This window comes from Collinsella sp. TM05-38, from assembly GCF_003466445.1.
In the GTDB taxonomy this organism is placed as follows: Bacteria; Actinomycetota; Coriobacteriia; order Coriobacteriales; family Coriobacteriaceae; genus Collinsella.
Genome location: NZ_QSPM01000009.1, coordinates 30087 through 52787 on the forward strand (window position 1 = coordinate 30087; position 22701 = coordinate 52787).

A 22701-nucleotide genomic window follows, 5' to 3' on the forward strand; every position below is an offset into this window, starting at 1 on the left:
AGAGGGTTGGTTATATTCGATTTCACTCGATTGGTCTTAAATACTTTACAGATGATATGATACTGTCGCAACAACAGTACTCATATTTGCCATTTTTTGCCCACCGGTCCTATTCGAAGGCAGTTCCCAGGATCTCCAGCTCGCCCCGCAGCCGCTAAAACCCACTCAATAACAGCTGCCACATATTTTAGCACCAGCCAAACACCACTCACGGAGCCGCACTCCACTATCACCGAACCAAAATCAGAATCGGATGCCCAAAAAACCAAAATAACGTACTCTCATTTTAATGAACCCCAACAAGAACGGCATTTACATGAGCACCGTCACGCATCAATACGCCCTCATCGGGGACACGGTATTCCAATTCAAGGAAGCAGTCGTTCATGTATCTGAGCCGCACGGCCAAATCGTCATCTGCAGCAATGGCCCAGACATCCGTTACGCAACGCTCGAAGAATGGGAGAAAGCTGGCACATCTTTCGATAGACGGACGCAGGTCGAGGGTATCGTCACCAGTGCGAGTCCAGCGCGCGACAAACTCGAGCTCTTTCGCAATCTCTTTACTGGCCGCAAAGATGTTTACGCCCATGGGTACCGCAGAAAAGACGGGGGAATCGGCTATACGCCCGCTTGCGCAAACGAGTGGAAGTCAGGCATTTGTCCCAAAGCAAATCGTCAGAAAACCAAATGCGCTGAATGTGGCAACCGCGTCTTCCCCGAGTTGAGCGATACCGCGATCATCTCCCATTTCAAGGGCAGTGACGACAGACTCCGAGACGTCATAGGTCAATATGTTCTCGATAATGACAGCAATACAAAAGTCCTGGTCATCGACTTTGACGGAGCCGATTGGAAAGAAGCGACAAACGCCATTCGGCGTGTCGCAAAAAACCATGGAATCGATGCTGCGGTCGAGCGATCGAGATCAGGTAACGGCACACATGTCTGGTTTTTCTTCCTAGAGCTCACCAGCGCAAAGATCGCACGAGAATTTGGAAGCAGCCTTATCACCGAAGCAGCGGCGCTCAACAAGACAATCACCTTTGAAGCTTTTGACCGGATGCTGCCCGCGCAGTCCACCATTCCTGAGGGCGGCTTTGGAAATCTCATAGCACTGCCTTTTCAAGGAAAAGCGCAGCGAAAAGGGAACAGTGTATTTGTTGACGAGCAATTTGAGCCCTTTCCCGATCAATGGCTTTACCTTTCGCAAATTCAGCTGATTCCACATGCAACGGTGCAAAATCTGATTGAGAGCATCGACAATAAACCGCATGGAATATCTGCTGCAGTGGTGGGAAACACCGCCGCGCCACATTCTCAGAGGCCGCGAAAGCGGCTTCCGCTCACGCCGCAGGACTTCCCGTCATCGCTGTCCGTCACGCAGGCCGATATGCTCTATATCCCCGAAAAATCTCTGAGTCCCGCAGCTCAAATGGAAGTTCGCAGGCTTGCAACATTTGCCAACCCAGAATTCTTCCGCGCGCAATCTATGCATCAATCGGTATTCGGCAAACCGCGGTACATAGACCTCAGCGAACTTAGAGACAGCTGCGTCGCGATTCCCAGAGGCTGCAAGGCTCAGCTTGAGTGGCTGTTTCAAGAAGCCGGCGTTGCTGCCCACTATTCTGACAAGCGCAAGTCTGGCAATCCAATTGTGATGGCATTTAAAGGGACTCTTCGCCCTGAACAGCAAATTGCCGCCGAACAGATGCTCGGCTATGAAGACGGAATCATGTCTGCACCGACGGGTTTCGGCAAAACCGTCATCGGAGCCTATCTTATTGCTACCATCGGTCTTCCAACGCTCGTCATCGTTCCCAAGACTGCGCTCATTGCCCAATGGAAATCCCAGCTCGAACGGTTTATCGACATTACTGATAACAGAAAGCCAGTCCGAACCCCAAAAGGACGAATCAGTAAAAGGCAGCCGCCGCTCATTGGCCAAATCGGAGGAGGTAAAACCACCATAAGCCATCTCATCGACATTGCTTCATTCCAGTCTCTGTCCAGCAAGGACCCCCAGACCGGAGAACCAATAGCCAAGGAGTTCGTTCGTGATTACGGCCTCGTCATCTGTGATGAATGTCACCATGCAGCCGCACCACAGCTTGAGCTTGTCCTCAAGTCCGCTCCAGCCAAATATGTATACGGCCTTTCTGCGACGCCCGAACGCTCGGACGGACTCACGCGAGCACTCTCAATGCTCTGCGGCCCGCTTCGCCATGTCATTGATCCAAAAACGCAAGCAATCCAACAGGGAATTCAGCGCGTTGTTAGGCCGCGTTTTACCGGAGTTCGACTACCCGCCTACAAACCAGGGGCGTCCTTTAATCAAGTTCTCGATCTCCTGTGTGCGCACACAGCGAGAAACGAAGCAATTGTCGACGATGCCCTCGATACCGCGTCAAACGGTCGACATTCGCTTGTGCTATCCAAAAGGAAAAAACATGCCGAAGAGCTATGTAGGCTGCTTCAAAGCCGCGGACACGAACCCATACTCTTAACCGGAGAAATCGACGCCAAAGAAAGAAAGGCAATACTGAACAGCCTTCCCGGCTTCGAGCATGAGCATCGAATTATCATCGCAACCGAAGGCCTTCTGGGCGAGAGCTTCGACCTGTCTTACCTTGACACTCTGCTCATTGCCACACCGATATCTTGGGACGGCAGCATAACGCAGCAGGCAGGCAGACTACATAGAAGTCACGAGGGCAAGCAGCGGGTTGAGATATTCGACTATGTTGATTTGTCGATACCCATGCTCGCGCGTATGTACCAGAAGAGACTCAAGACCTATGCCAAGCTGGGGTATGAAGTCTTTGCAGCAAATGACAACAAACAGGCCGATCGAAACATCCTCGTTAGGTCGGCAACAGCCGTGGAGGCTTTAGCGGACGACATCGCAAGCGCAACGAAAAGCATTTTTATTGCCGCGCCCTACGCATCCGCCGCATGCCTCGCGAAGCTCGCCGCCGCGCTCACGAGCGCTATTGTCCGTGGGATTGCCCTTGAGATTTCAATTGCCTCGACTCCGCGCGATGACGTAAAAGCGATTTTTGCCGAGATGAACGTCGACTATTCCATCAAAGCCGAAGGGCGCCTGTGCGCGTCAGTAATTGACGAGGAAACCGTCTGGTACGGAGCTATTCCATTACTGGCTTTTCCTAAGAAAGAAGACTGCAGCATCCGTTTCAAAAGCAGCGAAGTTGCAGCCGAGCTTTTAAGCGAAATCCAGCGAAGAGGAGAACCGGAGGTCGCAGCCACGAACGGGACGTCCCCAGCTGTTGCGGTGGAATAGGAGCTGCCTTGCTCAATCGCTCGTGAATCAATTACTATTCCCTCGCGAATCATAAGCGAGCAATCAGCCGTGCGAACCCTGAAACAGTTCGTCATGCGAGCCCATTCTGACCAACCGGATCACAGGATTAGTCTTATGCGGCAAATAGAGAACGACCACGTCGACCAAGCCATCGGATAGATGGAAATCGATGTGACCGTTGTAGTTGCCGCCCGGGTTTGAAAGCTCGTGGGCACCATATTCCGCGGGAAGCGAGCCGTGAGCCGCAAGCTCTGCAACTGCCGCCTTAAACTCGGTTTTTAGCTGCGGATGGATGCGCATCGTCCGTTTGTAATCCGCCTTAAACTGAGCCTCGATTTCAATCTCAAACATCGCTAGCCCTCATCGAGGAACGATATAAGCTCATCAGCGTTATTGAATGACGGGCTGTCGTCTGGCAGAATCCCCAATTCATGAGCCTCGGCGATCACCATGGCACGCCTCGTCGCCTCGTTGGGCGCCTCCGCCCTTCCTACAATCTCAAAAGGAATCTTTCGCTGATTTACAAGCTGCCGAACGGCAAGATTGAGATAGGAATTGAGGCTGAGGCCGACCGAATCCAAGAACTCGGTCGCCTGCTCCTTGAGCCCCTCTTCGATGCGAACCGTCGTAGGCTTAACCGTTGCAGTAGACATACGCGACCTCCTCGCCCTCGTTTTTTGCATCAGTATACCCAATATAAATGGCAACCTGACGTTAGAAAGCATCAGATTGCCATGCATATTCATGTCGCGGTGGGCACGCTCGCCCTATATCAACCCGCTGAGCGCAATGTCGACGGCTTCGTTGAGGTCGTCGGTAATGTGTACTAGATCCGGATCGAGCGGGCTGATCATACCGGCGTCCATCACCGGGCCGTTGAGCCAGTCGAACAGGCCCTGCCAGTACTCGCTGCCCACCAGCACGAGCGGCATGCGCTTGACCTTGTGCGTCTGCACCAGCGTAAGGACCTCGAACATCTCGTCGAGCGTACCAAAACCGCCGGGGAACACGATGGCGCCCGAGCTGTATTTGACGAACATGGTCTTGCGCACAAAGAAGTAACGGAAGTCCATGCCCAAGTTCACGTATTTGTTGAGCCCGTGCTCGTGCGGGAGCTCGATCCCCAAGCCGACCGATTTGCCGTTGGCGCTCGCCGCTCCCCTGTTGGCTGCCTCCATGATGCCGGGGCCGCCACCTGTGATGACCGCCACGCCACGTTGCGCGATCTTGCGCCCGACGGTACGTGCCGCTTTGTAGAGCGGATCGGTCTTGGGCGTGCGGGCGCTACCGAAGATGGTCACCGCAGGTCCGAGCTCGGCAAGCGCGCCAAAGCCGTCGACAAACTCGGCCTGAATGCGCAGTACACGCCACGGATCGGCATGCAGCCAGTCGGTCGACTCCTCGGGTGCCAGCAGGTTGGCGTAGGTGTTGTCCTTAGGAATCATGGGGCCGCGCATGACCACGGGACCGCGTCGGTACGTCTCGTCGTAGGCAGGCTCGCCCTCGACGTTCTCATTTTTAATCATGGGTACTCCTATCGAGAAAAAGAAAACGGGCGGGGTCGACGCCATGCGCCAAACACCCGCCCGAACATCAACCATTCGGTATGGTACCCACGATGCATCAAGTGCTTGCAAGCCATCGGTCAGCGGTCGCGCAGCCGATGCCAGCGAATGCAATGCCCGCCGCCGGCCGCGAACAGCTCGTAAGCGAGCCCGGAGCTCTTAGTAATCCACCGCCGCAGGGCTGTTCATCCAGTCGCTCACAAACGCACCGTAACGGCCCTCGATAATGGCCTGACGAGCCTGCTGCATAAGGTTGAGCAAGTAGTAGATGTTGTGCATCGAGAGCAAAATGCCGCCGAGCATCTCCTTTTGCGTGACCATGTGGCGGATGAGCGCACGGCTGTAGCCGCCCGTGCATACCGGGCAGGTGCAGGTGGGATCGATGGGGCCGTCGTCGTGCGCAAAGCGGGCATTGCGGAAGTTGAGGCGACCCTCGCTCGAAAACGCCGTGCCCATGCGGCCGGTACGCGTCGGCAGCACGCAGTCGAACATGTCGATGCCCACGCCCACGCCGCGCACGAGGGTGGTGGGGTTGCCGACGCCCATCAGATAGCGCGGCTTGTGCTTGGGCATATACTCGCTCGCGAGCGGTGCCAGCGTCTCAAACATGGTCTCGTGGTCCTCGCCCACCGAGTAGCCGCCAATGCCGTAACCGGGGAAGTCACCGCACTCCTCCAGATGGCGCAGCGAGCGAAGGCGCAGGTCCAGGTGCATACCGCCCTGAACGATGCCAAAGAGCGCCTGGTCATCGCGGGTGTGAGCCTTATAGCAGCGCTCGGCCCACATGCTCGACAGCTCAACGGCGCGCTCAACGTAGGCGCGCGTGGCGGGATAGCCCGGGCACTGGTCGAGCTGCATGCAGATGTCGGAGCCAAGCTTCATGGCGATTTCCATGTTGTCCTCGGGCGTCCAGAACACGTGGCGGCCGTCGTAATCGTTGACGATAAAGCGCACGCCCTCGTCGGTGAGCTTGACGGCGTCGTTGTGGCTGAACACCTGGAAGCCGCCCGAATCGGTGAGAATGGGACCATACCAGTTCATAAACTTGTGCAGTCCGCCCAGCTCGGCGATGGTGTCCTCGCCGGGACGCATAGACAGGTGGTAGGTGTTGGCGAGCACGATCTGCGCACCGAGCTGCTTGACGGTCTCGGTGGGGATGCCCTTGACGTTTGCCTTGGTGCCCACGGGCATAAAGATCGGTGTCTCGATGTCACCGTGCGGGGTGTGCAGCACACCGGCACGCGCGTGCGTCGTCGGATCCTCGGCGATCAGGTCGAATTTAAACAGGTTTTGATCCATAAACTGGAACTCCTTGGTTGCGGCTCATACGCAAACCATTATACGGGCAACCCGCAAGAAGCACCGACTCGACAGAAACTGATGCATTAAACGACTAGTCGTTGGGGACGTTCTTAAACGACTAGCTGTTGGGGACAGTCTTCAGGGCAGCCTGACAAAGGAGCGCCCCAATCTGCCGGCACTCAGGGACTGTCCCCAAGTGCCGACAAGAGCGTCCCTTTCGACTAGTCATTTAAGAACGTCCCCAACGACTACATCCAGCGAAAACCCGCCAAAGTGAGCAAGGTGCCTTCAAGCAAAATGGCGCCGCAGGTTGAGCATAAGTCAGCGAGCGGGCCGCATTTGAGGCAAGGTGACGTGAAACGAAAGGGCGCTGACCTTCTGGTCGCGCCCTTGAAGTTGAACGTCAGATTGTCCAAATGCGGCCCGCGCAGCGTCGAGCTGTTACGCAGTTTGGTAAAACCGCGTAACCCTACGGCCGCTGGCCCATGCCGCCCTCGAGGGTGACAGTCTCGCCGTTCATGTACTTAAAGTCGGGGCCGCAGAGCTGAACGACCACGCGGCCGATCTCCTTCTCGACGTCGCCGTAGTGGCCCGCCGGCGGCATGTGGACGTTGGCCTTGAACGCCTCGGGATAGGCATCCTGGAAGTTCTCGAGCGCAGCGGTCCAAGCAAGCGGGCACACGATGTTGACGTTGATGCCGTCGGGACCCCACTCGTTGGCGGCGACGCGGGTCAGGCCGCGGATGCCCTCCTTGGCGGCAGCATAGCTGCACTGGCCATAGTTGCCAAACAGGCCGGCGCCCGAGGCAAAGTTGACCACGGAGCCCTTGGTCTCCTTCAGGTGCGGATAGGCCTTCTGCATGTACAGGTAGGTGGCATACAGGCCAGAGTAAATGGCCAGGTTGAACTGGTCCATAGTGTGGTCGGCGATGGTCACACCCGAAGCGCTGGCCTGAGCGTTGTTGACGACGGCGTCGATGCGACCGAACTCCTCAATCGCCTTGTCAATAACGTTCTGCACGACGGCCTCGTTGTCCTGCCCAGCCGAGACATCGGCCTGAACAGGCAGCACCTTGACGCCGTACTCCGCCTCGAGGGACTCCTTGGCGGCCTCGAGCTTGGCAACGTTGCGGCCGGTAATGACGAGGTTTGCGCCCTCCTTGGCAAATGCGATATCGATGCCGTAGCCGATGGAGCCAGCGGAGCCGTCCTTAAGCGTGGCCTTGCCGCCGCCGGTGACGATTACGGTCTTACCAGTGAAAAGTCCCATATAAAGTCCTTTCAAATCGCGGCGGACACGCCCGCCGACTGCGCGCATCCAAATTCACGCGCAAAAGCTGGAATGTAACTTTAGCGTGTTCAAGCGAAAATAAAAGACCGCGGTAGGCGAACGGCACCACGTCGTTCGGCGAAGGGATTGTCAAGTAAAAACTGGATAAAGTGGCCGAGTTATTGTTATCAGATCGAGCCATCGAACACGTTTTGAAACTTTGCTGCGGCGCGTGGGATGTCGGCGCGAAACTTTATCATAGGGTGACAAATAACGATGAGGAGCACATGCCTATGACAGACGAGCTGGACCCCCAGACTCAACAGCATATTGATGATTCAGCAGACGCCGTCGACGACTGCGATACTCCTACCTGCGTCGACGCCTCCACCGATGCGCACGCCGGTGCGGATAAGGCAACAGACACAGACGATACTGTCGAGCATGACGAAAGCGAGCAGCCGGAGCTGAGCCATGCCGAACCCGACACGGAACCCGCACCACAGGCGGCGGGCCCCATCGAGGTGTCTTCGGAAGAAGAGCTCGATGCCGTCATGGACTCCATGATGGATGCTGTCAAAGCGATGAAAGACGCCGTCGCCGATGCCGAGATTGATGCCGAGGAAGAGGAGGCCGCCGAGGCGGCCTCGACCTTCGTGCCCGGCGAGACTCCGGTCGCCGACCAGGGCAGCACCATGCCCTCGTTCCTGCAGCTCGAGCACCCCACGATTGGCGCCGACGCGGTCGATCCGCACGCAGCAGGCTTTTCTGTGGTCGAGGGCGGCACCGGCAGCATCGCCACGCCGCAGACGCCCGATGCGGGCACGGCGAACGCCGCTCACCCGACCGCCCCGCACGCCCCCGCGGCCAGCCGCGATCTGGGGACCGCTGTCTCGAACACTGCGAACGCCGTGGGCACCTTTATCGCCCAGGGCGCCTCGGCCATGCGTGAGATGAACGCCGCGAAAAAGGCCCTTTCCGACGCCCGCGCCCACTTGGCCGAACTTGAGCAGCGCATTGCCGATCAGGCCGAGGAACTCGAGACGCGCCAGGATATCGCAGGCCGCTACGACCAGATCGTCGCCGACCAGCGCCAGGCGATTGCCACGGCCCAAAAGACTGCAGCGGCCGCTGAGATTGACCGTGATGCCCACGCCGCCAAGGCGACAGAGCTCAAGGGCCAGCTCGAACAAATGAAGACAGAGGATGACGCGACTGAACTCCGCTTGAAGGCCGCGCTCGACGCCGTGGAGGCCCGCGAGGCGAGCTCGCGCGAGACCGGCAACCGCCTCGTTCGACGTCTTGAGGATTCCAAGCGCATCCGCGACAAGGTGAAGACCGAGCGAGACGCCGGCATTGCGGCCGCACAACAAACCGTCGACGCCACGCGCGCCCAGCTCGAGACGCTGCGTCATGAGTATGCCGAGCTGCAACGCAATCCCTCGGCAAATCCCGCCAACTATACGGTACGCACCAGCGAGCTCTCGATGCAGATCTCCGACACGGCAGATGCCCTGCGTAAAGCCGAAGAAGATGTCCCGCGCATCACCGCCGACCTTGAGCACTCGCTTGCCGCAGCCGAGCAGGCCGTCGAGCAGGCTCAAGCCCCTATCGCCGACGCAAAGCGCGCGCACCAAGCCGTGACGACCGAAGCCGATGCCGCGCGCGACGAGCTGCAGACGGCGAAAACGGCCGCCGCGACTCGTCAGCGCGAGCTGCGCGAGAAGATCACTGCCGAGGACAAGGCACGCCGTGACCAGGAGCAGACCATCGCCAATGCCCAAGCAGATGCCGCACATGCGCAGTCGATCATCGAACAGGCGACCGAGGTGCACGACCACCCAGAGATCACTGAGTCGCTTGCAGGATCCTTGGCCCGAGACAAAGCCGAGCACGCCGAGACCGAGCGAGAAGTCGCCCAGCTCGAGGCCGCCGAGGACGCGGTGCGCGAGCGTACCCGCGACTCCCGCATCAAATTCACCGGCGCCATCGTCTGCATCGTTGCCGTAGTTCTCGTGATCATCCTAGTCTGGCTGTTCGCGAGCAAGTAGTCTTTGGGGACGTTCTTAAACGACCAGTCAAACAAGAACGTCCCCAACGACTAATCAATGATGAGAGTGGATAATCTCCCACTTTGAGCCCGCAGACGGGCCAAAAACGGGAGATTATCCACTCTCATTCCGCAGGTACTCATTTAAGTACGTCCCCAATGAGTGCCACATTGATAGCCAAGGCAAGGCCGATGCTTTGGCAGCGTCAGGTGGTTACGCGGTTCGTAGAACCGCGTAACTAACAAATGAGCATCGCGTCGCCAAAGCTGAAGAAGCGGTAACGCTCCTCGATGGCGGCGGCGTAGGCATCCATGATCTGGTCGCGGGAGGCAAGCGCGCTCACGAGCATCATGAGCGTAGAGCGCGGCACGTGAAAGTTCGTGATCAGCGCGTCGACCACGTGATAGGTCGAGCCGGGCATGAGGTAGAGCTGTGTCGTCGCATTCTCGCGCACCACGATGTCACCGCGGCCGAGCGTGTCGGCGCCGTCCTCGCGGCCTTCAAAATAGCGCGCCGTCACAGCCGGATCGAACACCGGGGCATCCGCATCAAAGGCGCTTTCGAGCGAACGCACTGCGGTGGTGCCGACGGCAATCACACGATGACCCTCGGCCTTGGCCTTGTGCACGGCGTCGACAACCTCCTGCGACACGTGGTAGCGCTCGGTGTGCATGACGTGCTGCGTGGGGTCGTCCTCCTCCACCAGACGGAAGGTATCGATGCCCACCTCGAGCTCGACAGCGGCGAACTTCGCACCCTTGGCCTCGATAGCAGCCATGAGCTCGGGGGTAAAGTGCAGGCCCGCCGTGGGGGCGGCAGCCGAGTGCTCCTCCTTCATGGCATAGACGGTCTGGTACTTCTCGGGATCGCCCTCGTAATCGGTAATGTAGGGCGGCAGCGGCACGTGGCCGGCAGCATGGATGGCCTCGTCGAGCGTGCGCGGGTCGCCGGCGGCATTGCAACCGGCCGGCTCAAATCGCACCAGGCGTCCGCCGCGGCTATCGGTAACAAAGTCGACGACCTCGGCCGTCAGCACCACGGGAGCCCCCTCGGGCGCATGGGCGCCACCGGCACGATACTCAATCTGAGCGCCGGGCTTCAGACGCTTGCCAGGCTTAACCAGGCACTCCCACACGTGACCCAGTGGATCCACGTCCTCGCGGCGCTTAAGCAGCAGCGTCTCGACCACGCCGCCCGAGCCCGCCTTGCGACCGATCAGACGGGCCGGCATCACGCGCGTCTGATTGATGACGAGTACGTCGCCCGGCTCGATATAGTCGATGATGTCACGGAAGATACGGTGCTCAACGGTACCGCCGTGCTCCAGCGGCGTTCCCGCCTCAGATCCCTTGCGATTCACCACCAGCAGGCGGCAGGAGTCACGCGGCTCGGCAGGAGCCTGGGCGATGAGCTCTTCGGGCAGGTTATAGTCAAAATCATCAGTACGCATAGACACGTCGGATTCTCCTTATATAGCTAAAGTCCGCTCTACATCCTAGCAGGCTGCCAGCTCAAAAGAACTACTATTTGGAAGCTTTGCGCTCGTCACGGATGCGGGCGCGGTCCATGGCCGCCTCGACGGCCGAAAAGCGGCAGCCACAGTAGTTCTGCCGATACATGCCCAGCTCGCGCGAACGACGCGTGGCCTCGGGATAATACGGGCGAAAATCGCGAATCACCGGCGTGAGCCCGCGGGCGGCAGCCAGGCGCTCGAGCACATCATTGCACGTTTCGAACAGCTGATAGGGCGAGACAGCGAGCGTCGTGCCTACATATTCAAACCCGCGCTCCTGAGCCACACGGCATGCCTCGGCCAGGCGCAGGGCATAGCACGTGCGACAGCGACGGGGTCGATCGGCACCCAGCGGTGCCACGCCGGCCTCCCAGCGCTCACGGTCCTCCCCGGCCTCGATAAGCTCGATGTCGCCGTCGGCACACCACCGGCGCAGCTCGTCCAGACGCCGCCGCCATTCATCGTGCGGCTGAATATTGGGGTTAGTCCAGCAGATCGTGGGCTCAAACCCCTCCTCGCGCAGCAGGCGAACCGGCTCAAGCGAGCACGGCGCGCAGCAAGCATGCAGCAACAACGGCTTCATGGACATCTCCTCCCAATCTTTGCCCAGGGTAGTCTTTTTGGGACGGGGCTATTTTGACTACTTTTGATGTAAAGCAGTTCCAAATACCTGCATCAACAGGAAAGTAGTCAAAATAGCCCCGTCCCAAAAAGACTACTTTGCGAAAAAGCGCACGCCAAAGGACGTGTCCTCGCAGGCGACAATACGGCGGTCGCGCAAAATGGTCCACACGTAATACCAATCGCCCACACAGCCCGACAAATGCAGGCCAGCCGCCAGGTAGCACAGCAGCGGATAGCCCGAAAATGCAAACCCCAAGGCAAACGCCGCCGTCAGGATCACCGTGGGCGCCAGGCAAATGGCAATGTAGCGCCGGCGCGAATACACAACGCCCTCGGCACAGGCGTAGATCATCGCCGTCTCGCGATTCGCCCCAAAGGTCACATGCGCGCCCGCAGGCGCCAACAGCTTAAAAAACGCGGCGTGTAACAGCTCGTGCACGGCAAATGCCGCCGCCGAAACCGCGATCACACCGACCATCCAGCCCACAACCGCCATCCAGCCGCCCGCTTCGGCCGCATCCAAGTCCGCAGGCCCGCCCAGCAGCATAAACACCGGCACCAGGCACACGGCAAATACGCCAAGCACGGCCATCCCCCACACGAAGCAGGCGTGCAGAAAATCCTCGTCCTCAAACGCATGTATGTTGGAAATCTCATTCATAGCATCTTAGGATAGCGCCCCTGCCACGCACCCACCCGCATGTGCGATAATGTCGAACGATATGCACGAATTGACCACCGCGCCGCCAGGCCTTGCGCCGGCCGCGCTTTCACCTATGCGAAGGAGTCCCATGGCATCTAAATACTCCATGAACGACCGTCCCAGCTGGCCGCGCCGCGCCATCGTTACCGCTGGCGAGCCCTACGGCAACAAGGGCCTGCACTTTGGCCACGTCGGCGGCGTCTTTGTCCCGGCCGACTTCTTCGCCCGCTTCCTGCGCGACCGCCTGGGCCGCGAGAACGTCATCTTCACCTCGGGCACCGACTGCTACGGCTCGCCCATCATGGAGAGCTACCGCAAGCTCAAGGAGAACGAGGGCTTCGACAAGTCCATCGGCGAGTATGTCGAGTCCAATCACTCCCGCCAGGCCGCGACCCTCAACAACTACAACATCAGCTGCGATATCTACGGCGGTTCGGGTCTTGAGCCGGCCGTGCAGATTCACAACGAGGTGACCGCCGAGATTATCGAGCGCCTGCACGAGCAGGGCACCATCTCCAAGCGCTCCACGCTGCAGTTCTACGACGCCAAGGCCGGCACGTTCCTCAACGGCCGCCAGGTGATCGGCCGCTGCCCCATTCAGGGCTGCAAGTCCGAGAAGGCCTATGCCGACGAGTGCGACCTGGGCCACCAGTTTGAGCCCGAGGAACTCATCGCGCCCAAGAGCCAGCTCACCGGCGAGGTGCCCGAGCTGCGCCCGGTCGACAACCTCTACTTTGACCTGCCGGCCTACCTCGACTTTATGAAGACCTATACCGCCAAGCTCGCCCAGAACCCGCAGGTTCGCTCCGTGGTCTCCAAAACCATGGAAGAGTGGCTGCTGCCGGCTCAGCTCTACATTCAGAATAAGTTCCGCGAGGCCTTCGATGCCGTCGAGGATCAGCTTCCCGAGCACACCGTGCTGGAGCCCGAGGGCAACAAGAGCAGCTTTACCGTCACCTTCCCCAGCTGGAAGGAGCGCGACGATGCCCACGCAGTGCTCGCCAACGGTGGCGTGCGCTTCCGCAGCGGCAAGGCGCTCGTGCCCTTCCGCATCACCGGCAACATCGACTGGGGCGTTCCGGTGCCCGAGGTCGACGGCGTGACCGACGTCACCTGCTGGTGCTGGCCCGAGAGCCTGTGGGCGCCCATCAGCTATACGCGTACCGTGCTCGCGCGCGATGCCAAAGCCGCCGGCGTGACCGAGGGCGTTGCCGCCCAGGATGCCGCCCTCATGGGCGAGCCAGCCGCCGATTCCACGCAGGTCCCCGTGCCCACCTACCAGCACAGCTCGCTCGACTGGCGCGACTGGTGGTGCTCTGACGACGCTCAGATCTACCAGTTCATCGGTCAGGACAACATCTACTTCTACTGCATCGCGCAGACCGCCATGTGGGAGGCCCTGAGTTGGGACCTCACGCAGAGCACCGTCAGTGCCTGCTACCACCTGCTCTACATGGGCAAAAAGGCCAGCTCGTCCTCGCAGACGCCTCCCCCGCCGGCAGACGATCTGCTCAACCACTACACCTGCGAGCAGATGCGCGCGCATTGGCTGTCGCTCGGCCTGTCCGAGAAGCCGGTGAGCTTTAGCCCCAAGGCATACGACACGCGCGTGACCGGCAAGGACAAGGACGGCAACGAGGTGCGCGCCTGCGACGATAAGCGCGTTATCGACCCGGCCCTTAAGGAGAGCGCGCTGCTGACCGGCGTGTTCAACCGCCTGGCCCGCAGCTGCTTCTACGGCGTTGCCGTCAAGGAAGGCGACGAGAGCCCCTATCGCAACGGCTGCATTCCTGCCGGCGCGGCCTCTGCCGCCGTGGTCGAGGCTGCCGAGCAGGCCGCCCTTGCCTTTGAGCAGGCCATGTACAAGTTCGAGACGCACCGCGCGCTCGCCGTGTGCGACGACTACCTGCGTGCCGCCAACAAGCGCTGGAGCGACGCCTCCAAGGCCGCCAACAAGCTCGAGGGCGCCGAGGCCAACGCCGCCATGACGCAGGCCCTCATCGACGCCTTTGCCGAGCTACGCGTGGCGACCGTCCTCATGCACGGCATTGTGCCGGCCGGCTGCGAGCTCATCTGCGAGTACTTCGACGTCGACCCGGTCGCCTTCTTTAGCTGGGATAACATCTTTGCCTCCACGGACGAGTTTGTGGAGAGCCTGGGCGAGAAGCCCGGCGAGCACCGCGTGAAGCCGCTGCCCCCGCGCTTCGACTTCTTTAGCAAGCACGAGAGCCAGTACTAGACAACCAGTAGGGCACTGTAGTCAATTTGGGACGGGGCTTTTAGCTACCCGTCCCATCCTTGGCTGCAGCGCTTGCCAAAACAGACGGGGTAGCTAAAAAAGCCCCGTCCCAAATTGACTACTTGAGTGGAGCAGGAAGGAAAGACGGATGTCTAAGCCGCGTCGTCGTAAGCAGAAAAAGCAGGTTAAGCCTGAGCTCAAGCTTAGGCAGTTTGCTGCCACCGAGCTTTCCGACCAGCTTGCCACCCAACCCTCCGCCGTCGACCTGCCGCGCTTTATGGTCGACACGGTCGCCGGCGCCTATGCGCCCACCGATGCCGAGCTTATGATCGAAGGCTTTGGCGCCGCAGCCGCACGCCCGGTCACGCTGCGCGCCAACACGCTCAAGGCAACAGCCGAGGACATCGCTGCGGCGCTCGACGCAGCCGGCATCGCCCACAACCCCGTCGCCTGGTACCCAGACGCCTTTATCCTGCCCGAGGCTCAGGTATCCGATCTGTGGGACCTCGACATCTACCGCGACGGCAAAATCTATCTGCAGAGCCTGTCGTCCATGATGCCGCCGTTGGTCCTGGGCGCCCAGGCAGGCGAGGACATCCTGGACATGTGCGCAGCCCCTGGCGGCAAGACGACGCAGATCGCCGCCCTCACCCAGGGACAGGCACACCTCACGGCCTGCGAGATGAGCATTCCCCGCGCCGAAAAGCTTGAGGCCAACTTGGGCCGCCAAGGCGCCAAAAACGTGCCTGTCATGCGCATTGACGCGCGCGAGCTTGACGAGTTCTTCCGCTTTGACCGTATCCTGCTCGACGCCCCCTGCACCGGCACGGGCACCGTTATCAGCGACAACGAAAAGAGCCTACGCGGCCTCACCGAGCAGTTGCTCAACAAATGCGCCCGCTCGCAGCGCGCGCTTCTGGACCGCGCCTTGGGGGCCCTCAAACCGGGTGGCACGCTGGTCTATTCAACCTGTTCGATCTTGCCGCAGGAAAACGAGGATGCCCTGCAAGAGGCCCTCGACAAGCATATGGACTGCGAGCTCATCCCCCTCGACGGCACGCCAAGCGAAAGTGAGGCACGCCGCGCCCAGGAAGCTGGTAAGGAGCCACGTATCGAGTCCAACGCCCTCACCGAGGCCATCGCCGCCGGCCATGTCTCGTCCGTCGCCAACGGTATGCCCGGCACGCTCACCATTCCGCCTAGCCGCGACTTTGAGGGCTTCTACATTGCCCTGATCCGAAAACGCAGCTAGCGCGCGGATCCAAAACTCAACAAGCTATCTCCGTGCGCGTTTGCCCTGCTGGTCGCGATGCTGTTTAAGCATCGCGCGCTCCTTGCGTTCGGCCCTTTTACCCTTAATGGCCGTGACCACAAAGTAGATGACCGCGGCGGCAACGATTGCGCCCACACACAGGCCAATCGAGCCCAACATTGCCGAGAATTCCATACCGCGTCACCTTTCTTTTGCATACGGGACTTTCAAGATAGCACCTCGATTCCCGCCACCACAGCTCCTTCACGTTCGCCGGCCCTTCGGTCTAACGGATGACGCGGCGGGGAAAAATCAACTCGTCAAACGATTTAGCAAGCACAGCGCTGCCGGCACCCTGCCGGCCGTCATCACATAGAATCGAGCCTCCATGGATACCCTCAACGATCTAAACGAGCGCGTCGACGCCTTCGTCGGCACCAGCTCCTTCGACACGCCCACCGCGACAAACGACCAAGCCCCCATCGATGTTCCCGCCGAGGTTCACGAGGACATCGTCGCCTCGGTCGATTTTTCCGAGGTCGAGCTTGCGGACGAATTTACCGAGCCCCAGGTAGCCGTAACTCCCAATGGCCTTTTGCCCATGGAGCCGCTGCCCATCGACGGGCGTCTGCGCAAGGCGGCCCTCCGCATGCCCGATGAGATCGAGGAGGCCAGCGGCTTTACGCTCTTTGGCCGCCGCATCAAGTCACTCATTTACACCACCGATGTCGCGGTTATCCGCAACTCCAATGCCGATGCTGTCTTTGCGGTCTACCCTTTCACGCCGCAGCCCGCCATTACGCAGGCGCTGCTGACCGTCGCCGAGTGCCCGGTCTTTGTAGGCGTGGGCGGTGGCACCACCACCGGCAAGCGCTCCGTGCAGATGGCAGCCGTCTCCGAGATGCAGGGCGCGGCGGGCTGCGTGGTCAACTCCCCCGCCACCGCCGAGATGGTCGAGCACATCACTAACATCGCCGACATCCCCGTCATCGCCACGGTCGTTCGTTGCGACGACGATGCTCACGCCAAAGTGCGCGCCGGCGCCAAGATCCTCAACATCGCAGCCGGTAAGAACACGCCGCAGGTCCTGCGCGAGCTGCGCGAGCACTATCCCAACCTGCCGCTCATCGCGCCGGGCGGCAAGACGCCCGAAAGCATTCGCGAGACCATCGCCGCCGGCGCCAACGCCATCATCTGGACGCCGCCTTCGGCACAACAGCTACAGACCGACATGATGCAGCGTTATCGCAAGATGAAGGAAGACGCCACGCCCGTTATTTCGCGCGAAAATGTACCCATTATTGATCAGGTCGCCGCCGCCGAGGTCAGTCAGGTCGAGAATATGAATCCCGACGTGCCAATTCCCGACGAGGTCATCGAGCGCGTCGCCTCGATCCACGAGCGCGTTGAGGAACGTCGCGCCAACCGCGGCCTCAAGCCGTCACTACACGGCTTTTTCTTCCGCGGAAAGAAACGCTAGCAAAACAACTTGGCCCGCCCCACAAACGTGAGGCGGGCCGTTTTCGTTTGAGCAATCATGCGGCGACGTGATGGGGCAAATTAATCCACGCGCTTGTCGCCCATAAAGAAGAGCGCCACCGTACCAGGCCCGGTGTGCGAACCAATCAGAGCACCGATACTGTTGATCTCAATCTTGCCTTTGAGCTGCGGAACCTGTTCCTCAATCAGAGCCGCAACTGCCTCGGCATCCTCTCGGCACGCCGAGTGCGACATGATGCACTTACCCGAATAATCCGCACCGTCCTGCACGTGTGCCAACATGGTCTTAGCCATCTCGGAAATCGCGCGCTTCTTAGTGCGTATCTTTTCACGTGGCGACAGCCTACCTTCGCAATCGACCGTCATAAGTGGGCAAATCTTAAGCGCCGTGCCGATGATCGCGCTCGCAGCCGAAATGCGACCGCCGCGCAGGTAGCTCGACAGATCGGTCGAGAAGAACCAGTGGTGCAGGTTGAGCTTGTGCTCCTCGATCCAGGCAGCCGTCTCATCGAGTGAAGCCCCGCTATCGCGCACGTCGGCGGCATATTCCAGCAACAGGCCAAAGCCCGAAGACGCCGCCAGCGAATCGATGACGCGCACCTTGCCGCCCTGAGGATAGCGATCCGCGAGCATCTGTGCCGCAACGCAGGCCGATCCATACGTGCCCGAAATACCCGACGACAACGTCAGGTGCAGCACGTCTTTACCCTCGGCAACAATCGGCTCCCAAAACTCCTCATACTCACCCACGCTCACCTGAGACGTCTTGGGCATGGCACCCGCGGCAATCTGGGCAAAAAACTCGTCCGGCGTAATTGACTGATACAGATCGTCCGTATAGACAACATCGTCGATCTCGTAATGAAAACACACGACAGGGATATTGCGCGACGCAAAGAACTCCCGAGTTCGGTCGGCGGCAGATTCACAGGTCAGGACAAAATCACTCATATGAGGCTCCTTACTCATTGCTGCGCAAATTATCGCACAGTGAGCCTACATACGGTACATATGTTCACTATTTACCAAATAGAGCCAAAGATAGCGAACATCTTTACCACCATCGTCTCCACCGACCCCACGCATAAATATCTGAGAAAACACCCTCTTTCGTCTCCATCCAACCGCCATATCTACCTCAACTAAATCGATTTATCAAACCGTTCGGCCAACAATTCGGCCGCCTATCCCCAATCGAAACAAAAGCGGCGCATACTGATAAACATTTGACGCTGTTTATCAGTTTTACCAACCACATCGGAAGGTGTTTCATGGTCGCATTCGATCGCAACCCGCAAGACTTTAAGTATCTGCGCCTGCTGTCGAGACAGTTCCCCACTGAGCAATCCGCGTTCACCGAGATCATCAACCTCTCGGCCATCCTCAACCTACCCAAGGGCACCGAACATTTTATGAGCGATGTGCATGGCGAGTACGAAGCCTTTATGCACATCCTCAACAACTGCTCGGGCGTCGTGCGCGAGCATGTCGACGAGATCTTTGGCGACACGCTCTCCTTTGACGAAAAGGGCGAGCTGTGCACGCTCATCTACTATCCGCGCGAGAAGATCGATCTTGTCCGCGGCCGGCGCGAGGACTCGCCCACCTGGTACAAGACCATACTCGACCAACTCATTGTGGTTGCCCGCTCGCTTTCGAGCCGCTATACCCGCTCCAAGGTGCGTAAGGCCATCCCACGCGATTACGCCTACATCATCGACGAGTTGCTGCACACGCATCCGGATGAGAACAACTACCGCGTGCGTTATCACGAGCGCATTATCGAATCCATCTTGGAGACCGCCAGCGCCGACGACTTTATCGAGTCGCTCGCCTCACTCATCAAGCGCCTCGCCGTCGACCATCTGCACTTGGTGGGCGACATTTTCGACCGCGGTGGCGGCGCGGCCAAGATTATGGATCGCCTGCTCACCTATCATTCGCTCGACATTCAGTGGGGCAACCACGACCTGCTGTGGATGGGCGCCGCCGCCGGCGAGCCCGCCTGCATCGCCACGGTGCTGCGCAACAACCTGCGCTACGACAACTACGAGATTCTCGAGAACGACTACGGCATCTCGCTGCGTGAGCTTGTCGCCTTCGCCGACGCTACCTATACCTCCGGCGAGCCCATCAGCCCGCTGATCAAAGCCATCAACGTCCTGCTTTTTAAGCTCGAGGGCCAGATTATCCAGCGCCACCCCGAGTTCGACATGGCAGACCGTCTGCTGCTCGACAAGATCGACCACGACACCGGCACGGTCACGCTTGCCGACGGCAGCGTATGGCCGCTCACGACCAACGACTTCCCCACCGTCGATCCTGCGGACCCCTACACGCTCACGCCCGAGGAACAGCACATCATCGACAAACTCGTATCCGAGTTTGTCACCGCCGATCACCTGCATCGCCACATCGATTTCCTCTATACCCACGGCTCCCTGTATAAGGTCGCCAACGGGAATCTGCTGTTCCACGGCTGCGTACCGCTCAACGAAGACGGCACCTTTGGCAGCATGAACTGTCTGGGCACCTGGCACGCCGGCCGCGATTATTTTGATTTTTGCGACCATATCGCCCGCCGCGCCTGGCGCGTCGGCGACCGCGATGCCCTCGACTGGATGTGGTACCTGTGGATTGGCTTTAACTCGCCCGCCAGCGGACGCGTGGTGCGCACGTTCGAGCGCGCCTACATCGCCGACAAGAGCACGTGGGTCGAGCCGATGGACCCGTACTATACGCTCACCACGTCCTCGTCCGTTTGCGACGACATCATGCGCGAGTTTGGCGTCGCCCCCATGGCCTGCTCGCCGACGGGCCACATCATCAACGGCCACACCCCGGTCAAGACCACCAAGGGCGAGCAGCCCATCCGCGCCAACGGCAAGCTGCTGGTCATCGACGGCGGTTTCTGTCGCGCCTACCATCCCAAAACGGGCATCGCCGGCTATACGCTCATCTCGAGCTCGCGAGGATGCCGCCTCAAGTCGCACCAGGCCTTTACCACCGTTGCCGAGGCGCTCACCCGCAACATCGATATCGAAAGCGAGACCAACCGCTTTGACGAGGCCGACCGTCGCCGCATGGTGAGCGACACCGATACCGGCGCCAAGATCCGCAGCCAGATCCAGGACCTACGCCAACTGCTCGATGCATATAGAAACGGTGCTATCGAGAAGCGCGCCTAGCCTCGCTTGCGGGGATTGGCTAAACTTGCTGAGTTTGTCATCCCCGCGGCGCAGCGGCGCCACCCTAAGGCAGGTACCATGCAAAAGCTCCTTGCGCAGATCATGAAGTTTGGCGTCGTCGGCGTCATTGCCACCGTCATCGACTTTGGCATCATGAATCTGCTCCACTACGGTCTGGGCCTTAACATCCTGATCGCCAACACCAGCGGCTTTATCGTCTCGCTCATCTTTAACTACGTTGCGAGCATGAAGTACGTGTTTGCACACAAGGAGGGCATGAGCCGCCGCCGCGAGTTCATCATCTTTGTCGTGCTGTCCGTTATTGGCCTGGCGCTCAACGACGGCATCGTGCTGGCCCTCAACGCCGGTCTGGGCCTCGAGGCCAATATCGCCAAGATTTGCGCTACCGCACTGGTCATGGTCTACAACTTTGTAACGCGCAAGATCTTCCTGGAGGGCGAGGAGACTAAGTAGCTCGACATCCTTGCGCTACGGGGCCCACGGACAGCGCTCGTCGAGCACGGCGTTGTCCGTGGGCCTTGCTCGTTTACGGGCAAATTTGTAACGCTCGCGGATTACCTCTTGAATATTTGGCGAGTTCGTATAGTTCTTGCCAAAGACCTTACGTTTCCCTTTCAAAAGCTCTAAAGTAACTCGTTGCTCGATTCATCAACGCATTGGATGTGATTACGTGCGCAAGGCACTGGCACAACCTCATACCAAGCAGTTCCTCAAGTTCGCTGTCGTGGGCCTTATCTCCTTTGGCATCGACTGGGGCATGCTCATTGCGCTCGTCGAGCTGTTCCACCTCGACTTTTTGATGAGCACCACGGTTTCGTTTATCACGTCCGTCGTGGTCAACTACTGGCTCAGCATGAAGTACGTGTTCGACCACCGCGAGGGCATGAGCCGCAAGCGCGAGTTCACGATCTTCACCATCCTGTCGGTGATCGGTTTGGGTCTCAACGACCTGTACATGTTTGTGGGCGTCACGTTTTTGAGCATCGGCTACCAGGCCATGAAGGCCATCGCCACGTTCTTGGTCACCTGGTACAACTACTTTAGCCGCCGCTTCTTCCTCGAAGGCGCTCGCTCATAGTCGATTCACTATTTGCTTGAATGTATAACCGGTTGGAATTCCCATTCCAACCGGTTTTTTATTTGTCGAGGTCCCCGGCGACCCAGTCCAATTCGCATGAAAAACGGGCGGCCCGGATGTTAGTCCGAACCGCCCGTCCGGCGCGCTATGTCGAGGCCTCTAGCCTGCAACGTAATACCAGACCACGTTGTCGCCGTTGGAGAGAACGTAGTTGCTGCAGGCCGTCATGGGCGTTGTGCCGTTGACGGAGTACATCCAGCCGCTCGTTCCGCCGTACTGTTTCTCGGCCAAACCACCAATCGCGGAGACATACGTGCCGTACGACGAGCCATGTGCGTTGACAGAAAGGCCCAGCGCGCACAGGGCATCGTAGGCCGTAGCGCCCTCGTTAAAGGTGAAGGTGCCACCAGAAGACACAGGATTGCCCACGGCGCTCGATGTGACCGAAACCGTCACCGTTACGTAGTTGGACTCCTGCGAGCCGCCCTGGCCGCCCGAGGGAGCGCTTCCGCCATTAGAGCTGGAGGCTCCATCAGACGACTGACCGCCGCCCGAAGAAGCACCGCCAGACACATTGGAAGTATCGCCGGCTCCCGTATTCTGGACAGCGGATTTATCTCCAGACTTCTTGCCGTCCTGACCATCGGACTTCTTGCTATCCGAGCTTTTATCCGATTCCTTGTTTGAAGACTCGGAATCGTCCTTGGACTTGAACCCATCAGAGTCCTTGGACTCATCTTTTGCGTCATTCGATAACTTGGAATCCTTGGAACTGGTCTCGCCCGAAGTCGTAGTCGAGCCAGACGCCTTGGTGTCCTTGGTGACAACGCTCTCCCCCGTCACGGTCTGAACGATCCAGTCGATGGACCAGGCGCCGCTCTCGGAAGGATGGACGAAGCCCAGCGAGACGACGATCAGAATGGCGCACGCGGCAGTCAGAACGCCGAGGAGCGCCTTGCGGCGAGGGGTGGACGCCGCCGAAGCGGCGCCCTTTTGCTTTGCATCGTCGAACTGAATGAACGAGGAATCTGGTTGCTTGGGGTCAGCGTCCTTGGATTTATTGGACACAGCCC

General features: G+C 59.3%; 19 protein-coding genes. 8 read left to right on the top strand and 11 right to left on the bottom strand.

All coding sequences use genetic code 11. The features are described 5' to 3' along the window. The first annotated feature begins 316 nt into the window (after nucleotides 1-316). Entirely contained in the window at nucleotides 317-3301 is a 2985-nt protein-coding gene (locus DXD49_RS06525) for a DEAD/DEAH box helicase family protein (RefSeq protein ID WP_158564871.1), read from the top strand. A 63-nt stretch (nucleotides 3302-3364) separates the two neighbouring features. On the opposite strand, the gene DXD49_RS06530 is transcribed toward DXD49_RS06525, so the two are convergent. The 5 genes from DXD49_RS06530 to DXD49_RS06550 all read right to left on the bottom strand — a co-directional run bounded on the left by DXD49_RS06530 (nucleotide 3365) and on the right by DXD49_RS06550 (nucleotide 7459). Next, nucleotides 3365-3673, bottom strand: a complete 309-nt coding sequence (locus DXD49_RS06530; protein WP_117734477.1) for a type II toxin-antitoxin system YafQ family toxin — start codon at nucleotides 3671-3673, stop codon at nucleotides 3365-3367. Nucleotides 3674-3675: 2 nt separating this feature from the next. Further along, entirely contained in the window at nucleotides 3676-3975 is a 300-nt protein-coding gene (locus DXD49_RS06535) for a type II toxin-antitoxin system RelB/DinJ family antitoxin (protein WP_117794542.1), read from the bottom strand. A 114-nt stretch (nucleotides 3976-4089) separates the two neighbouring features. Further along, nucleotides 4090-4848: a TIGR00730 family Rossman fold protein gene (locus tag DXD49_RS06540; protein WP_117794543.1), complete on the bottom strand. Its 759-nt coding sequence runs from the start codon at nucleotides 4846-4848 to the stop codon at nucleotides 4090-4092. Between the two features lie 198 nt (nucleotides 4849-5046). Further along, nucleotides 5047-6186: a tRNA guanosine(34) transglycosylase Tgt gene (gene tgt, locus DXD49_RS06545; protein WP_117734474.1), complete on the bottom strand. Its 1140-nt coding sequence runs from the start codon at nucleotides 6184-6186 to the stop codon at nucleotides 5047-5049. Between the two features lie 472 nt (nucleotides 6187-6658). Next, nucleotides 6659-7459: an SDR family NAD(P)-dependent oxidoreductase gene (locus DXD49_RS06550; protein ID WP_035137314.1), complete on the bottom strand. Its 801-nt coding sequence runs from the start codon at nucleotides 7457-7459 to the stop codon at nucleotides 6659-6661. A gap of 293 nt (nucleotides 7460-7752) precedes the next feature. Between DXD49_RS06550 and DXD49_RS06555 the strand changes: the two genes are divergently transcribed. Further along, nucleotides 7753-9510 carry a hypothetical protein gene (locus DXD49_RS06555; RefSeq protein WP_117794544.1) on the top strand — a complete coding sequence of 586 codons (1758 nt, stop codon included), beginning with the start codon at nucleotides 7753-7755 and terminating at the stop codon, nucleotides 9508-9510. 238 nt (nucleotides 9511-9748) lie between these two features. On the opposite strand, the gene queA is transcribed toward DXD49_RS06555, so the two are convergent. The 3 genes from queA to DXD49_RS06570 form a co-directional block, all read right to left on the bottom strand. After that, entirely contained in the window at nucleotides 9749-10960 is a 1212-nt protein-coding gene (gene queA, locus DXD49_RS06560) for a tRNA preQ1(34) S-adenosylmethionine ribosyltransferase-isomerase QueA (protein WP_117742995.1), read from the bottom strand. Between the two features lie 73 nt (nucleotides 10961-11033). Beyond that, nucleotides 11034-11606, bottom strand: coding sequence for an epoxyqueuosine reductase QueH (locus DXD49_RS06565; RefSeq protein WP_117734471.1), 573 nt, complete (start codon nucleotides 11604-11606; stop codon nucleotides 11034-11036). 132 nt (nucleotides 11607-11738) lie between these two features. After that, nucleotides 11739-12308: a DUF3267 domain-containing protein gene (locus DXD49_RS06570; protein WP_117794545.1), complete on the bottom strand. Its 570-nt coding sequence runs from the start codon at nucleotides 12306-12308 to the stop codon at nucleotides 11739-11741. 130 nt (nucleotides 12309-12438) lie between these two features. Here DXD49_RS06570 and DXD49_RS06575 point away from each other — a divergent pair, with 130 nt between their 5' ends. Both DXD49_RS06575 and DXD49_RS06580 read left to right on the top strand, forming a co-directional pair. Next, a complete protein-coding gene (locus DXD49_RS06575) occupies nucleotides 12439-14589 on the top strand; it encodes a class I tRNA ligase family protein (protein WP_117794546.1) in 2151 nt (716 codons plus the stop codon). A gap of 148 nt (nucleotides 14590-14737) precedes the next feature. After that, a complete protein-coding gene (locus DXD49_RS06580; protein WP_117794547.1) occupies nucleotides 14738-15841 on the top strand; it encodes an RsmB/NOP family class I SAM-dependent RNA methyltransferase in 1104 nt (367 codons plus the stop codon). A 24-nt stretch (nucleotides 15842-15865) separates the two neighbouring features. Here DXD49_RS06580 and DXD49_RS09655 read toward each other — a convergent pair whose 3' ends face one another. Continuing rightward, nucleotides 15866-16036: a hypothetical protein gene (locus DXD49_RS09655; protein ID WP_158557554.1), complete on the bottom strand. Its 171-nt coding sequence runs from the start codon at nucleotides 16034-16036 to the stop codon at nucleotides 15866-15868. Nucleotides 16037-16229: 193 nt separating this feature from the next. Here DXD49_RS09655 and DXD49_RS06585 point away from each other — a divergent pair, with 193 nt between their 5' ends. After that, nucleotides 16230-17321: a hypothetical protein gene (locus DXD49_RS06585; RefSeq protein ID WP_117734467.1), complete on the top strand. Its 1092-nt coding sequence runs from the start codon at nucleotides 16230-16232 to the stop codon at nucleotides 17319-17321. A gap of 80 nt (nucleotides 17322-17401) precedes the next feature. Here the strand turns inward: DXD49_RS06585 and DXD49_RS06590 are convergent, their stop codons facing one another. After that, complete coding sequence (locus DXD49_RS06590; RefSeq protein WP_117734466.1) at nucleotides 17402-18292, bottom strand: DegV family protein; 891 nt, start codon at nucleotides 18290-18292, stop codon at nucleotides 17402-17404. A 320-nt stretch (nucleotides 18293-18612) separates the two neighbouring features. On the opposite strand from DXD49_RS06590, the gene DXD49_RS06595 reads away from it, so the two are divergent. From DXD49_RS06595 to DXD49_RS06605, 3 genes are all read left to right on the top strand, one after another. After that, nucleotides 18613-20529 (top strand): fructose-1,6-bisphosphatase, encoded by a 1917-nt coding sequence (locus DXD49_RS06595; RefSeq protein ID WP_117794548.1) that lies wholly within the window; start codon nucleotides 18613-18615, stop codon nucleotides 20527-20529. A 78-nt stretch (nucleotides 20530-20607) separates the two neighbouring features. After that, on the top strand, nucleotides 20608-21003 hold the full coding sequence (locus DXD49_RS06600; RefSeq protein ID WP_117637315.1) for a GtrA family protein: 396 nt from the start codon (nucleotides 20608-20610) through the stop codon (nucleotides 21001-21003). 217 nt (nucleotides 21004-21220) lie between these two features. Beyond that, nucleotides 21221-21628 (top strand): GtrA family protein, encoded by a 408-nt coding sequence (locus DXD49_RS06605; RefSeq protein ID WP_022095123.1) that lies wholly within the window; start codon nucleotides 21221-21223, stop codon nucleotides 21626-21628. A gap of 159 nt (nucleotides 21629-21787) precedes the next feature. Here DXD49_RS06605 and DXD49_RS06610 read toward each other — a convergent pair whose 3' ends face one another. After that, nucleotides 21788-22696 carry a DUF4430 domain-containing protein gene (locus tag DXD49_RS06610; RefSeq protein ID WP_233541760.1) on the bottom strand — a complete coding sequence of 303 codons (909 nt, stop codon included), beginning with the start codon at nucleotides 22694-22696 and terminating at the stop codon, nucleotides 21788-21790. Nucleotides 22697-22701 lie beyond the last annotated feature (5 nt).